General features: G+C 70.5%; 12 protein-coding genes. 7 read left to right on the top strand and 5 right to left on the bottom strand.

Features of this window, described 5'->3' with window-relative positions; genetic code table 11:
- Positions 1–104: 104 nt before the first annotated feature.
- A complete protein-coding gene (locus DSX2_RS12620) occupies positions 105–674 on the bottom strand; it encodes a putative molybdenum carrier protein (RefSeq protein WP_020881209.1) in 570 nt (189 codons plus the stop codon).
- A 226-nt stretch (positions 675–900) separates the two neighbouring features.
- Between DSX2_RS12620 and DSX2_RS12615 the strand changes: the two genes are divergently transcribed.
- From DSX2_RS12615 to DSX2_RS12585, 7 genes are all read left to right on the top strand, one after another.
- Complete coding sequence (locus DSX2_RS12615; protein ID WP_020881208.1) at positions 901–1,851, top strand: UDP-glucuronic acid decarboxylase family protein; 951 nt, start codon at positions 901–903, stop codon at positions 1,849–1,851.
- A gap of 133 nt (positions 1,852–1,984) precedes the next feature.
- Positions 1,985–2,542 carry a hypothetical protein gene (locus DSX2_RS12610; RefSeq protein ID WP_020881207.1) on the top strand — a complete coding sequence of 186 codons (558 nt, stop codon included), beginning with the start codon at positions 1,985–1,987 and terminating at the stop codon, positions 2,540–2,542.
- Between the two features lie 12 nt (positions 2,543–2,554).
- Positions 2,555–3,880: an alkaline phosphatase family protein gene (locus DSX2_RS12605; RefSeq protein ID WP_020881206.1), complete on the top strand. Its 1,326-nt coding sequence runs from the start codon at positions 2,555–2,557 to the stop codon at positions 3,878–3,880.
- Positions 3,881–3,956: 76 nt separating this feature from the next.
- Positions 3,957–6,116, top strand: coding sequence for an ATP-dependent helicase (locus DSX2_RS12600; protein ID WP_020881205.1), 2,160 nt, complete (start codon positions 3,957–3,959; stop codon positions 6,114–6,116).
- Complete coding sequence (gene thiL, locus DSX2_RS12595) at positions 6,113–7,078, top strand: thiamine-phosphate kinase (RefSeq protein WP_020881204.1); 966 nt, start codon at positions 6,113–6,115, stop codon at positions 7,076–7,078. The genes DSX2_RS12600 and thiL overlap by 4 nt, the downstream gene beginning before the upstream one ends.
- Positions 7,079–7,100: 22 nt before the next feature.
- A complete protein-coding gene (tsaA, locus tag DSX2_RS12590; RefSeq protein WP_020881203.1) occupies positions 7,101–8,096 on the top strand; it encodes a tRNA (N6-threonylcarbamoyladenosine(37)-N6)-methyltransferase TrmO in 996 nt (331 codons plus the stop codon).
- Complete coding sequence (locus tag DSX2_RS12585; protein ID WP_020881202.1) at positions 8,093–9,106, top strand: HD-GYP domain-containing protein; 1,014 nt, start codon at positions 8,093–8,095, stop codon at positions 9,104–9,106. Before tsaA ends, DSX2_RS12585 begins: the two co-directional genes overlap by 4 nt.
- Positions 9,107–9,614: 508 nt before the next feature.
- Here the strand turns inward: DSX2_RS12585 and DSX2_RS12580 are convergent.
- From DSX2_RS12580 to DSX2_RS12565, 4 genes are read right to left on the bottom strand one after another with little or no spacing between them, the layout of a single operon-like run.
- Entirely contained in the window at positions 9,615–10,658 is a 1,044-nt protein-coding gene (locus DSX2_RS12580; RefSeq protein ID WP_020881201.1) for a low specificity L-threonine aldolase, read from the bottom strand.
- Complete coding sequence (locus DSX2_RS12575; protein ID WP_020881200.1) at positions 10,655–11,269, bottom strand: GDSL-type esterase/lipase family protein; 615 nt, start codon at positions 11,267–11,269, stop codon at positions 10,655–10,657. Before DSX2_RS12575 ends, DSX2_RS12580 begins: the two co-directional genes overlap by 4 nt.
- A 14-nt stretch (positions 11,270–11,283) precedes the next feature.
- On the bottom strand, positions 11,284–11,907 hold the full coding sequence (locus DSX2_RS12570; RefSeq protein WP_020881199.1) for a LysE family translocator: 624 nt from the start codon (positions 11,905–11,907) through the stop codon (positions 11,284–11,286).
- Positions 11,908–11,909: 2 nt separating this feature from the next.
- Positions 11,910–12,386, bottom strand: coding sequence for a pyridoxamine 5'-phosphate oxidase family protein (locus tag DSX2_RS12565; protein WP_020881198.1), 477 nt, complete (start codon positions 12,384–12,386; stop codon positions 11,910–11,912).
- Positions 12,387–12,389 lie beyond the last annotated feature (3 nt).

Here is a 12,389-nt window from a genome sequence, read left to right as displayed (position 1 = left end):
TCGACGTTTCGGGATTCTTCCCGATCCCGGAAAGTAGCCGAGCTTTTCGCGGCGGGCAAGGCCGCGCCCGGTCCTCCCGGAGGACCGGCTCCCGGGAGACCGCCTCACTCCCCGTGCCCGGGCGGTCGGGCGCAGGCGCACGGGGCGAGGAGGCGCAGGAGGAACGCGAGGGCCAGGGCGTGGATGCCGGGCCGCTTGGACTCGCTGGAACCGGCCACGTTCAGGGCGGCCACGCGGCGCTCGGCCAGCCAGTGGGCCACGGCCTCGTCCAGGGGCGGACGGCGCAGGTCCACCACCAGGCAGGGCTTGTCCGCGGCGCGCGCCACGCGCCTGGTCAGCTCGCTGCCCGGGGTCAGGCCGTCCAGGCAGAGGATGAGCGTGGCGTCGGCCTCGACCACGTTGCGCTTCGTGCGCTCGCGGTATCCGGCCGAGGCGGTCTCGCGCAGCCCGTAGGCTTCGGGGACGGCGCCGTCCTCGGCCCTGCGGCCGCGCGGGCACCAGCCGCCGTGCGGCAGGCCCAGCGCCCTGGCCGCGTCCAGCGCGGCCCGGTCCACGCCTGTCTGCCCGCCGGAGACGATGCGCAGCCGCGCCCCCTCCGGCGGCGGGACGGCGGGACGGTCCGGGGACGGGGCGCGCGGAGCCTTTTGCGGCGGGACGGGAGAGGATGCTGACACGACGGCCTCCTGCCATTCGATAAAGGATAATAATAAATTATCCGATATGAGGCCGTTGGTAAACCGTTTTTTCTCTCCCCCACGCCGGGGCCGACGGCGCGGGAGCCCCGCCGCCGCGCGAGGCGGCATTGGACAGGGGCGCCGCGGCAGGCTATTTTCCCCCCGGGCCATGCGCGCGCGGCGCAGGCCACCGGATGGTCCCGGGATCCTCCACGAAGGAGCACGCATGCATCTGAAGAAACGCATCCTGGTCACCGGCGGCGCCGGGTTCCTGGGCTCCCACCTGTGCGACCGGCTGATCGCGGCGGGCCACGACGTCATCTGCGTGGACAACTGCTTCACCGGCACCAAGCACAACGTCTACCACCTGATGGACGACCCGCACTTCGAGTTCATGCGGCACGACATCACCTTCCCGCTCTACCTGGAGATGGACGAGATCTACAATCTGGCCTGCCCGGCCTCGCCCATCCACTACCAGCACGACCCGGTGCAGACGACCAAGACCTGCGTGCACGGCTCCATCAACATGCTGGGCCTGGCCAAGCGCACCCGGGCGAAGATCCTGCAGGCCTCCACCTCCGAGGTCTACGGCGACCCCGAGATGCACCCGCAGCGCGAGGACTACTGGGGACACGTGAACCCCATCGGGACGCGCTCGTGCTACGACGAGGGCAAGCGCTGCGCCGAGACCCTGTTCATGGACTACCACCGCCAGCACGGCGTGCGCATCAAGGTCGCCCGCATCTTCAACACCTACGGGCCGCGCATGCACCCGAACGACGGCCGCGTGGTCTCGAACTTCATCGTGCAGGCCCTGCGCGGCGAGGAGATCACCATCTACGGCGACGGCTCGCAGACCCGCTCCTTCTGCTACGTGGACGACATGATCGAGGCCTTCCTGCGGCTCATGGGCACCGGCCCCGAGTTCACCGGCCCGGTCAACCTGGGCAACCCGCACGAGTTCACCATCCGCGAACTGGCCGAGAGGATCGTGGCCATGACCGGCTCGCGCTCGAAAATCGTCCACAAGCCCCTGCCGCACGACGACCCCAGGCAGCGCAAGCCCGACATCGCCCTGGCGCGCGAAAGGCTCGGCTGGGAGCCGCGCGTGCCCTTCGAGGAGGGGCTGATCCGGACCGTCGCCTACTTCGAGGAATTCCTGCGCGCCCTGTGAGGCGCGGGTCCGCGGCAGGCCCGGGGAAAGATCCGGCGGACATTTCGCGCCCGAAAGGTCGTGCGCACAGCGAGGCTTGACGCCCCGGCGCCCGATGACCATAACATGGGCATTCCAGTCGCGAGGCGAGGCAATGGACATCCAGACGCAACCCGGGCTCCTGACCCAGAAGCACATCCAGGCCCTGAAGGACATCAACAGGTTCTCCAGGATCGGGCGCTACCACGGCATGCTCCCGGAAAAGCACTCCCTGCTCTACGACGCGGGCGTGCTCGAGTTCCTGGAGGAGAACAACCTCATCGAGGTCGGCACGGTCATCGCCACCTGCGGCGCGCACATGACCGGCTACCGCCTGACCGACGAGGCCCGCCGCGACCTCTCCTCCCTGGGCGTGGAGCTGGACGAGAAGCCGCCCGAGGAGCTGCCCACCGAGGACGAGGACGGCTGCCTGACCCGCGGGCAGATCGACATCCTGGCCGACCTCTACCACTTCGGCCGCATCAAGAAGTTCGGCGGCATCACGCCCAAGCACGAGGTCGAGGAGTACGACAAGCGCGACATCAAGCTCCTCTACGAGCTCGGCTACATCCTCTACATCAGGCTCAAGGGCAAGGCCGTGCGCCACGGCAAGGGCTACATCCTCACCGAGCAGGCCATGCGCCTGCTGCGCCGCCTGGGCATCGCCCTGTGAGCCGCCGCTGAAATGACCCTCTCCGCACGCCCCCGCCTGGCCGTGCTCGGCCTGGACGGGCTCTCCCTCGATCTGGGCCGCGCGCTCTGCGGCCTGACCGACCTGCCCGCGCTCTCGCGCCTGCTCGAGGATGCCCGCGCCCACGAAACGACGGCCGAGCTGCCCGAGCTCTCGCCGGTCAACTGGACCTCCCTGGCCACGGGCCAGGGGCCGGGCGGCCACGGCGTGTTCGGCTTCACCCGCCTGGACCCCGCGCGCTACGAGATCGCCCTGACCGACGCCGCGTCCGTGGCCGCGCCCCGCTTCTGGGAGCGCTACGGCGAGCTCGGCCTGACCTGCAAGGTGGTCAACTGGCCCCACGCCCATCCGGCGCGGCCCTTTCCCGGCTGGCTGGTGGCCGGGTTCGCGGCCCCGGAGCTTGCCCGCGCCTGCCACCCGCCCATGCTGGCGCGCATCCTGGCGGGCAAAGGCTACCGCATCGAGCCGGACACGGCCCGCGGCAAGGAGGACCCGGACGCGCTCCTGCGCGGCCTGCACGAATCCCTCGCCTGCCGCCGCACGGCGCTGGACCTCCTCTGGCCGGACCTGGCCTGGGACGCCTTCGCCCTGGTCCTGACCGAGACGGACCGCCTCTTCCATTTCCAGCTGCACAGCCTGCTCGATCCCGCGCGGCCCCTGCACGCCGACTGCCTGGCCTGGCTGCGGGCCTGGGACGGCCTGCTGGGCGACTTCCTTGCCCGCTACGACGCCCTGCCCGGGCAAAAGCGCCTCCTGGTCATGGCCGACCACGGCTTCGCGCCGCTCGCAAGCGAAGTGGACCTCAACTCCTGGCTCGTGCGCCAGGGGCTTTTGCGCCTCGCGGGCCCGGCCCGCCACGAGCTGGACGCCGCGCGCGTCGCCCCCCCCACGCGCGCCCTGGCCCTGGACCCGGGCCGGATATTCATCCACACGCACGGCCGCTTCGCCCGGGGCGAGGTCGCGCCCGGCCAGACTGCCCCCCTCGCGGCCGAGATCCGCGCCGCGCTCCTCTCCCTCACCTTCGAGGGACGGCCGGTCATGGAGGAGGTCTTCCTCGGCCCCGAGCTCTATCCCGAGGCCGCGGGCACGCCGCACGCCGCCGAGGTCCCGGACCTCGTCTGCCTCGCGGCCGAGGGCTTCTCCCTGACCGCCAAGTGGGACGGCCGCGAGGTCTTCGGCCTGCACGGCCGCACCGGCTGCCACACGGCGCGCGGCGCCCTGTGGTGGGATTCCGAGGGCTCGCGGCCCGCCCGCATGCGCGACGCGGGCCGAGTGATCGCCGAGGCCCTCCTGCCCCCGGAGCGGGGGCGGACGGACTGAGGCCCGTCGTTTCTTCCTCAACGCCGACCCGGCCGGGCTTGACAGCGGCCCGCCCGGCATCAATGATGCTTCTCCCATGTCCATAGACTACCAAAACGACCTGAACGAGGCCCAGTACCGGGCCGTGATGCACGGGGGCGGCCCGCTCCTGGTCATCGCGGGCGCGGGCTCCGGCAAGACCCGGACCATCGTCTACCGCCTGGCGCGGCTGGTGGAGCAGGGCACCCTGCCCGACCACATCCTGCTGCTCACCTTCACCCGCAAGGCCTCCCAGGAGATGCTGGCGCGCGCGGGCTACCTGCTCGGCATGGGGCTCTCCCAGGCCGCGGGCGGCACGTTCCACTCCTTCGCCTTCGCGCAGCTCCGGCGCTACGCCAACTTCGCGGGCTTCGAGAACGGCTTCACCATCATGGACAGGGCCGACGCCGCTGCCCTGGCCAAGGAGGCGCGCGAGCGCCTGGCGCTCGGCAAGGGCGACAAGGCCTTTCCCAAGCGCGAGACCTGCCTCGAGCTCATCTCCAAGGCGCGCAACAAGGAGCTGACCATCGAGCAGGTGGTGACGGCCGAGTACTTCCACCTCACGGCCTATGCCGAGGACCTGGCCAGGATCGGCGACGAGTACCAGGCCATCAAGCGACGCCACGGCATGCTCGACTACGACGACCTGCTCTTCGAGCTGGAGAAGCTGCTCGTCTCCGAGGAGCACGTGCGCGTCTCGGTGAACGCCCGCTACCGCCACGTCATGGTGGACGAGTACCAGGACACCAACCTGGTCCAGGCGCGCCTCGTGAAGCTGCTCGCGGGCGAGGAGCGAAGCGTCTGCGCCGTGGGCGACGACGCCCAGTCCATCTACGCCTTCCGCGGCGCCAACGTGGCCAACATCCTGGACTTCCCCAAGACCTTCCCCGGGGCCGAGATCGTGCGCCTGGAGCAGAACTATCGCTCCACCCAGCCCATCCTGGACCTGACCAACGCCATCCTCGCCAATGCCCGCGAGAAGTACGAGAAGCACCTCTTCACCGCGCGCACCGAGGGCGCAAGGCCCGAGATCGTGCGCACCCTCTCCGACGCCTCGCAGGCGCGCGCGGTCATGGAGAAGCTGGCCGAGCTCCGGCGCGACTACGCCCTGCACGAGATCGCCGTGCTGTTTCGCGCGGGCTACCAGTCCTATCCCGTGGAGCTCGAGCTGAACAAGCTCGGCCTGCCCTTCGCCAAGTACGGCGGCATCCGCTTCACCGAGGCCGCGCACGTGAAGGACGTGCTGGCCTTCCTGCGCCTGGCCGTGAACCCCTCGGACCTCGCGGCCTGGCGCCGCGTGCTCGAGCTGGTCAAGGGCGTGGGCGCCAAGACCGCCCTCTCCATCGCCCAGGCGGCCATCACCGGCGACGTGGCGACCCTCGAGAAGCACAAGCGCAAGAAGCCGCTGCTGGCGGACATCCTGAACCTCGCGGACTCCCTGCGCGCCGACCGGCCTTCCCCGGAGCGCGCCCTCACCCGGGTCATGGAGTTCTACGTGCCGATCATGGTCGAGAACTACCCGGACGACTACCCGCGCCGCCAGCAGGGGCTGGACGAACTGGCGGGCCTCAGCGCGCCCTACCGCGACATGGAGGGCTTTCTGGCCGACATCTCGCTCGAGAACCCGGGCGAGGACGAGCGCGAGGCGCGCGAGGACACCCTGGTGCTCTCCACCATCCACTCGGCCAAGGGGCTCGAATGGAAGGCCGTGATGGTCATCGACCTGGTCGAGGACCGCTTCCCCTCGCGCCGCGCCATGGGCAGGCCCGAGGACCTGGAGGAGGAGCGGCGCCTGATGTACGTGGCCTGCACCCGGGCCAAGGACCGGCTCGTCCTCTTCGTGCCCGAGACCATCTACATCCGCCACCTCGAGCGCCACGAGCCCATGCGGCCCTCGCCCTTCATCCTGGAGCTGCCCGCCGAGACCTACACGGACATGCGCGAGGGCTTCGGCGGCCGCATCTCGCCCGTGCGCCACGGCGCGGCCCCAACTCCTGCGGACGCGCCCCGCACCGTGGCCCGGAACGGCGCACCGTCCTTCGGAGGCAACGGCAACGGCACCACCCCGCCGCCCAAGGCCTTCGGCTTCTGCACCCACAAGATCTACGGCCGGGGCAAGATCATCGAGCACATTCCGCCGGACAAGTACCGCGTCAACTTCCAGCAGTTCGGGCTCAAGGTCATCGTGGGCCAGTACCTGGAGATGGAGGAGGCGTGAGCAGGCTCAGCTCGGAACAGGCCTTCCTGGACCTGATCGCCGAACACTTTCCGAACGCCCACCCGAACCTCGAGCTCGGACGGGGCGACGACTGCGCGCTGCTCAAATGTCCGCCGCGCGTCTGCCTGACCACGGACCTGTTCCTGGAGGACCGCCACTTCCGCCGCGCCTACTTCGCGCCCGAGGACGTGGGCCGCAAGGCCCTGGCCGTGAACGTCTCGGACATCCTCGGCATGGGCGCGCGGCCGCTCGGCTTCGCCCTGAACCTCATGGCCCCGCCGGACGTGGAGCGCGAGTGGTGGAGCCGCATGTTCCTGGCCATGAGCGGCCTGGCCCGCGAGTACGACCTGCCCCTGGCGGGCGGCGACCTCTCGCTGGACGAGCGCATCGGCCTGGCCGTCACCGTCTGGGGCGAGCCCTGGCCCGGCGGCGAGTTCAAGCGCCGGGGCATGGCCGAGGCCGGGGACACGCTCTTCGCGGTCGGCCACCTGGGCCTCGCCCGCGCCGGGCTCCTGGCGCTCGAGGAAAAAGGCCGCCACGCCCAGGCGGACTTCCCCCACGCCGTGGCCTGCCACCTCTGCCCCTGCCTCTCCCCCAAGGCCTCGAACACCCTCTCCCGTCTGCCCTTCGTGCGCGGCCTCATGGACGTCTCGGACGGCCTGGCCCAGGACGTGCCCCGCTTCGTGGGGCCGCGGCTCGGCGCCGCGCTCGACCTCGACCCTGCCGTGCTCCACGAGGAGGTCCGCATCGCGGCCGGGGCCCACGGCCAGGACCCCGCCCTGTTCGCCGCCCTCGGCGGCGAGGACTACGCCCTGCTCGGCGCCCTGCCGCCCGACCGCCTGGCCGAGGCCAGGGACCGGGTGCCGGAGCTCGTGCCCATCGGCACGGTCACGCCCGAGCCCGGGCTCACGCTCCACGGCGCGCCGCTCGGACGCGGCTTCGACCATTTCCAGAAAGACTGAGAACAGATTCCAGGAGGACGCAATGCGCGAGGCGGTGTTTTCCCCCGTGGCCGTGGCCCGCACCCCCTACTCCGACCGCAAGGACTGCCCCAAGCAGGCCACGGAGAACGCGGCCGACGCCGAGATCGTCGTGGACCCCGCCTTCGCCCGGGCCGCTGCCGACCTCGCGCCGGGCATGGAGGTCTGGCTGCTGACCTGGCTCGACCGCGCCGACACCTCCTGCCAGGCCGTGCATCCGCGCGGCGACCCGAAGAACCCGCTGACAGGCGTCTTCGCCACCCGCTCCCCGGACCGTCCCACGCCCATCGGCATGCACCGCTGCCGCATCCTGGGCGTGGACCTCGCGAGCGAGGCCCCGCGCCTCACCGTCTCCGGCCTCGAGGTCCTGGACGAAACGCCCGTCCTGGACATCAAGCCCGTGACCCGCGGCGACGAGCGGCCCGTGACCTCACTCGAGGAAGAGATCGTCCGCGTCGGCCGCCTGGGCTGGGAAAAGGGCCTCTTCTCCGGCCGCGAGGGCAACATCTCGGCCCTCCTGCCTGACGGTGGCCTCCTGGTCACGGCCTCCGGCGTGTGCAAGGGCCGCCTCGCGCCCGGGCAGATCTGCCGCGTGGACTCCACCGGCACGGCCAGGCCCGGCGAGCGGCCGACCTCCGAGCTGCCCGCGCACCTGGCCATCTACCGCGAGCAGCCGCAGGCCCGGGCCATCGTGCACACCCACCCGCCCCATCTCCTGGCCCTGGAGCAGCGCCTGCCCGAGACCCGCGAACTCCTCGACCTCACCCTCTACGAGTCCGCCGTGGTGCGCGAGTGCTTCACCACCGTCCCGGCCCTGCCGCCGGGAGGCGCGAAGCTCGGCGAGGTCGTGGGACGCACGGCCCGCAACAAACGGGCCTTGCTCCTGCGCCGCCACGGGCTTATATGCTGGGCTGAAAGCCTGGAGGAGGCGCTGTGCCTCTCCGAGGAAGTGGAGAATCTGGCGCGCATACGATTGCTCAGAGGCGACAGCGAGACATGAAGAACGATCGCGGCAACCCGGCCGAAAAGGTCGGCGCGACCATCGAGCCGGGCAAGGAAAAAAGCTTCTTTGCGGTTTCCCCGCTCATGCTCTTCCCGGACACCAGCCCGGAATTCAGGGTCTACCTGAACCAGGGCGGCAAGTACGTCCTCTACACCCGCGAGCAGGACAGCTTCGACGACACCACGCGGCGCAACCTCTTCGACCTCGGCATCACCAAGGTCTTCGTCCCGGCCGAGCAGCGCGGCCTCTACGACGTCTACCTGGAAGCCAACCTGGGCCGCATCCTGGACAACAGCGCCATCCCCCTGGAACAGCGCTCCCAGACCTTCTACAGCGCCGCCACCGCCATCCTGGAAGACGTCTTCCGCTCCCGCCTGCCCGAAGCCCTCTCCAAGAAGCTCTTCGCCCGCGTCATGGCCTTCGTGCAGGAAAGCGTGCGCTTCCTCTCCTCCGAGGAATCCCTCAAAAGCCTGGCCAAGCTCATATCGCACGACTACCGGACCTTCACCCACTCCGTGCACGTCTATACGTACGCCCTGGCCATGTTCAACTCCTACGGCCTGGCCCACGAGGACTGCGTGCGCGCGGGCCTGGGCGCCATGCTGCACGACATCGGCAAGGCCCGCGTGCCCCGCTCCATCCTGGAAGAGGCCGGGCCCCTGACCGAGGACGAGCTGGCCAAGCTGCGCATGCACCCCATCCACGGCGTGGCCATGTGCTCCATGCTCCCCCTCACCCAGGAGAGCGTGAACGTCGTCCTCTTCCACCACGAGCGCTTCGACGGCAAGGGCTACCCCACCGGCACCCCCGGCTCCGCCATCCCCCTGCCCGTGCGCATCGTCTCCGTGTGCAACGTCTACGACAACCTGACCACCAACCGCCCCGGCCAGCGCGCCCTGCGCCCCTTCGAGGCCCTCAAGCGCATGCGCGAGGACATGCACGGCGCCTTCGACGTCGACGTCTACAAGCGCCTCGTCCTCGTCCTCTCCGGGGCGGAGATCGTCTAGCCCCCGAATCCGAGATGCCCCCGCCCTGGACCCACCCCGCGCCAGGCTGAGCCTGGACCCCTTCCGCGCGCGAAACGCCGCTCGATGAACCCTGCGTCGCCTGGGCGTGGAGGCTCGTCGTCTGCGCCCTGTCGTGTGCCGCTGGATGAAAAGAGGACGGGCGGGAGAAGAAACGGCCCGCGCCATCTCTTTTGCCTGTGACGATGCGAGCGAGCGCCTTTGAAGGCTCAGGGCAAAGGAGAAAGTGAAGAGGCCTGAAAGAATACCTGAGGTGTGAGCGGGAGGGTGTGGAAGGCCACGTCCCGAGAATCAGTCTTCGGGTACATCCGTGCTGCGGCCTGCCACGCCCGGGCAGCCCTTGTCCGGCCATCAGCCGTGCCGCATGCGGAGCGGGTCGAGGCAGGGCCTCGCGCGGGAAGGGCTCAGCCCTACGGGGCAGGGAGGGGGCGCGTAGCCCCCGTAGGGCTGAGCCCTCCCTGCCCGCCGGAGGCATCCCCCGGCTTGATCATCAGGCCTGGCAGTCCTTGCAGGCTTCGGCCAGGGCGTCGGTGAAGGCGATGACGTCCTTCTCCTCGGTGTCGAAGGAGGTCATCCAGCGCACCTCGAAGGGGTCCTCGCGCCAGGTGTAGAAGTGCCAGTCCTGCTGCAGCTTCTCGGCGGCCTTGCGGGGCAGGGTGGCGAAGACGTGGTTGGTCTGCACGGGCCTGGTCAGGCGCACGCCGGGCACGGCCGCGGCGCGCTCGGCCAGGAGCGCGGTCATGGCGTTGGCGTGGCGCGCGTTCTCGAGCCACAGGCCGTCCTCGAGCAGGGCGGAGAACTGGGCGGCGATGAAGCGCATCTTGGAATAGAGCTGCATGGCCTGCTTGCGCTGGTAGCGGAAGTCCTCGCCCAGCTCCTTGCGGAAGAGGATGACGGCCTCGCCGAACATGAGGCCGTTCTTGGTGCCGCCGAAGGACAGGGTGTCCACGCCGCAGTCCGCGGTGAGCTGGCGCGGGGTCAGGTTCAGCGCGGCGCAGGCGTTGGCCAGGCGGGCGCCGTCCATGTGCAGGTAGAGGCCGTGCTCGTGGGCGAAGTCGGCCAGGGCCGTGATCTCGTCCGGGGAGTAGAGGGTGCCGTACTCCGTGCACTGAGTGATGGAGATGACGGCGGGCTGGGAGTGGTGCTCCACGCCCAGGTCGTAGAGGTAGCGGCGGAAGTCCTCGGGCGCGACCTTGCCGTTGCGCGAGGGCACGGTCAGCAGGCGGGCGCCGGAGAAGCGCTCGGGCGCGCCGCACTCGTCCACGTTGATGTGGGCGCTGTCCGCGCAGAGAACGGCCTTGTAGGGCCGCAGCATGGCGGCCAGGGAGAGGACGTTGGCCGCGGTGCCCAGGAAGACGAAGTAGGGGTCGATGTCCTGGCCGAACTCGCGGCGCAGCAGCTCGTCGGCCCGCGCGGTCCAGGGGTCCTGGCCGTAGGGTTTTGCCGGGCCCTGGTTGGCCTCGGCGATGGCCTGCATGATGCGGGGATGGACCCCGGTGACGTTGTCGCTGGCGAAGCTCTTGAGATCGTTCATGGCTTGGTGTGCAGTCCTTTGTGGAGCGCGTCGCGCCAGGCGGGCCACTGTCCCACGAGTCCGGCTATCGTGGCGTATCCCGCTGCCGTGGGGTGCAGCCCGTCCGCGGCGCGCACGTCGCGTATGTAGTCCGCGTCCGCGGACAGCGCCTGATACACTTCCAGGTAGGGAATGTGAAGCGTGTCGCAGAGCCCGTGCAGGGCCTGGGAGAGCCGGGCGATGCTTCCGGACGCCTGTGCGGCGCGCTCACGGTCCTTCGGGGCCACGGGCAGAGGGCCGACGCACAGCGTGGGCCAGGCCGCACAGGCCTCCTCGAGCAGGGCCCGGGCGTCGGCCAGGGACTGCTCCATGGGCAGGCCGTGCCAGACCTCGGCCACGCCGAAGGAGAGGACCACGAGGGCCGGGTCGCCGGGCACGAGGCGACGCTCGATCTCGTCCTTCAGGCGCGCGCGGATGGAGGCCGCACAGGCGCGGCGCACGCCGAGGTTGTAGGGCGTGAGGGAGAGGGCCGGTCCGTTCCTGGTGGCGGCGCAGAGGCGCCCGGGCCAGCCCAGGACCTCCTCGTCGCCGAAGCCGAGGGTCAGGGAATCGCCGAAGAAGAAGACGTGCATGGCAGTGTTCCGGTTCAGAGTTTGAGGGCCGCGGAGACGAGGGCCGCGACGCCGAAGCAGCCGATGGCCACGGAGGCGGCCACGCGCACCCGCGTGAGGTAGGTGGAGAGGTGCGCGCGCAGGCGCTCCCCGCCGAAAAAGATGCCCACCCACCAGGAGAAGGAGCCGGTGAAGACGCCCAGGGTGGCGGCCAGGGCGTGGCCGTGCCCCTGGCCCGAGGCGCCCAGGCCCAGGGCGGCGAAGATGCCTGCGAAGGCCAGGATCACGGCCGGGTTGGTGAGCCCCATGAAGAGCGTCTGCAGGAAGGTGCCCGCCAGGCGCAGCGACTCGCCCGCGCCCAGGGCCACGGGGTCGTGGCCGCGCAGCATGCGCCAGGCCACGACGAGCAGGAAGAGCCCGCCCGCCAGGCGCAGCCAGCCCTGGTGCCCGGTCAGGAAGGCGGAGACGAAAGTCAGTCCGAAGGCGGCCACGGCGGCGAAGAAGGCGTCGGCCACGGCCCCGCCCAGGCCGCAGACCAGGCCGGTGCCGCGCTTCTCGGTGAGCGAGCGCTGGATGCACAGCAGCCCCACCGGCCCCACCGGGACGGCGATGCACAGGCCCACGGCCAGGGCCTCCAGGTAGACGGTCAGGGGGCTCATGCTCAGTCTTTGGGCGACGGGTTCCGCTTGGCGATCAGCCGTTCGGGCACGATCTCGACGACGCAGGTGCGGGCCAGTACCTCGTCCGGGTAGTCGCGCTCGGCGGCGGGCGCCAGGCGCTCGGCCAGGGCGTCCAGGCCGCGGCGACGCTCGGCGTCGTCGGTCAGGATGCGGGCGGTGCCCGTGCCGCAGACGGAGGCGAAGTGGGCCGTGGCGTTGCAGGCCTTGGGACCGTTCACCAGGGTGTAGCGGGCCACGACGGAGAAGCCCACGCGGGGGTCGGCGCGCATGAGGTCAAGCTTGGTGCCCTCGGTGGCGCAGTGCACGTAGAAGCGGCCGTCGGCGTAGGCGTAGCTGAGCGGCACCACGTAGGGAGCGCCCGAGCCCGCGTCGTTCAGCGCCAGATGCAGCACCTGCCCTTCGTGCAGAAGCTCGACGACGGCCTGCTTGTCCTTGATTTCCCTGTGCGCCTTGCGCATGGT

The sequence above is a fragment of the Desulfovibrio sp. X2 genome, from assembly GCF_000422205.1.
Lineage (GTDB): Bacteria > Desulfobacterota > Desulfovibrionia > Desulfovibrionales > Desulfovibrionaceae > Alkalidesulfovibrio.
Note: the sequence above shows the minus strand (reverse complement) of the source record. Positions and strands in the feature narration are given on the sequence as shown.

Excerpts from the sequence above, each read along its gene's own strand:
- DSX2_RS12615 (WP_020881208.1), top strand. The coding sequence starts at position 901 with ATGCATCTGAAGAAACGCATCCTGGTCACCGGCGGCGCCGGGTTCCTG.
- DSX2_RS12610 (WP_020881207.1), top strand. The coding sequence starts at position 1,985 with ATGGACATCCAGACGCAACCCGGGCTCCTGACCCAGAAGCACATCCAG.
- DSX2_RS12605 (WP_020881206.1), top strand. The coding sequence starts at position 2,555 with ATGACCCTCTCCGCACGCCCCCGCCTGGCCGTGCTCGGCCTGGACGGG.
- DSX2_RS12600 (WP_020881205.1), top strand. The coding sequence starts at position 3,957 with ATGTCCATAGACTACCAAAACGACCTGAACGAGGCCCAGTACCGGGCC.
- tsaA (WP_020881203.1), top strand. The coding sequence starts at position 7,101 with ATGCGCGAGGCGGTGTTTTCCCCCGTGGCCGTGGCCCGCACCCCCTAC.
- DSX2_RS12585 (WP_020881202.1), top strand. The coding sequence starts at position 8,093 with ATGAAGAACGATCGCGGCAACCCGGCCGAAAAGGTCGGCGCGACCATC.
- DSX2_RS12580 (WP_020881201.1), bottom strand. The coding sequence starts at position 10,658 with ATGAACGATCTCAAGAGCTTCGCCAGCGACAACGTCACCGGGGTCCAT.
- DSX2_RS12575 (WP_020881200.1), bottom strand. The coding sequence starts at position 11,269 with ATGCACGTCTTCTTCTTCGGCGATTCCCTGACCCTCGGCTTCGGCGAC.
- DSX2_RS12570 (WP_020881199.1), bottom strand. The coding sequence starts at position 11,907 with ATGAGCCCCCTGACCGTCTACCTGGAGGCCCTGGCCGTGGGCCTGTGC.
- DSX2_RS12565 (WP_020881198.1), bottom strand. The coding sequence starts at position 12,386 with ATGCGCAAGGCGCACAGGGAAATCAAGGACAAGCAGGCCGTCGTCGAG.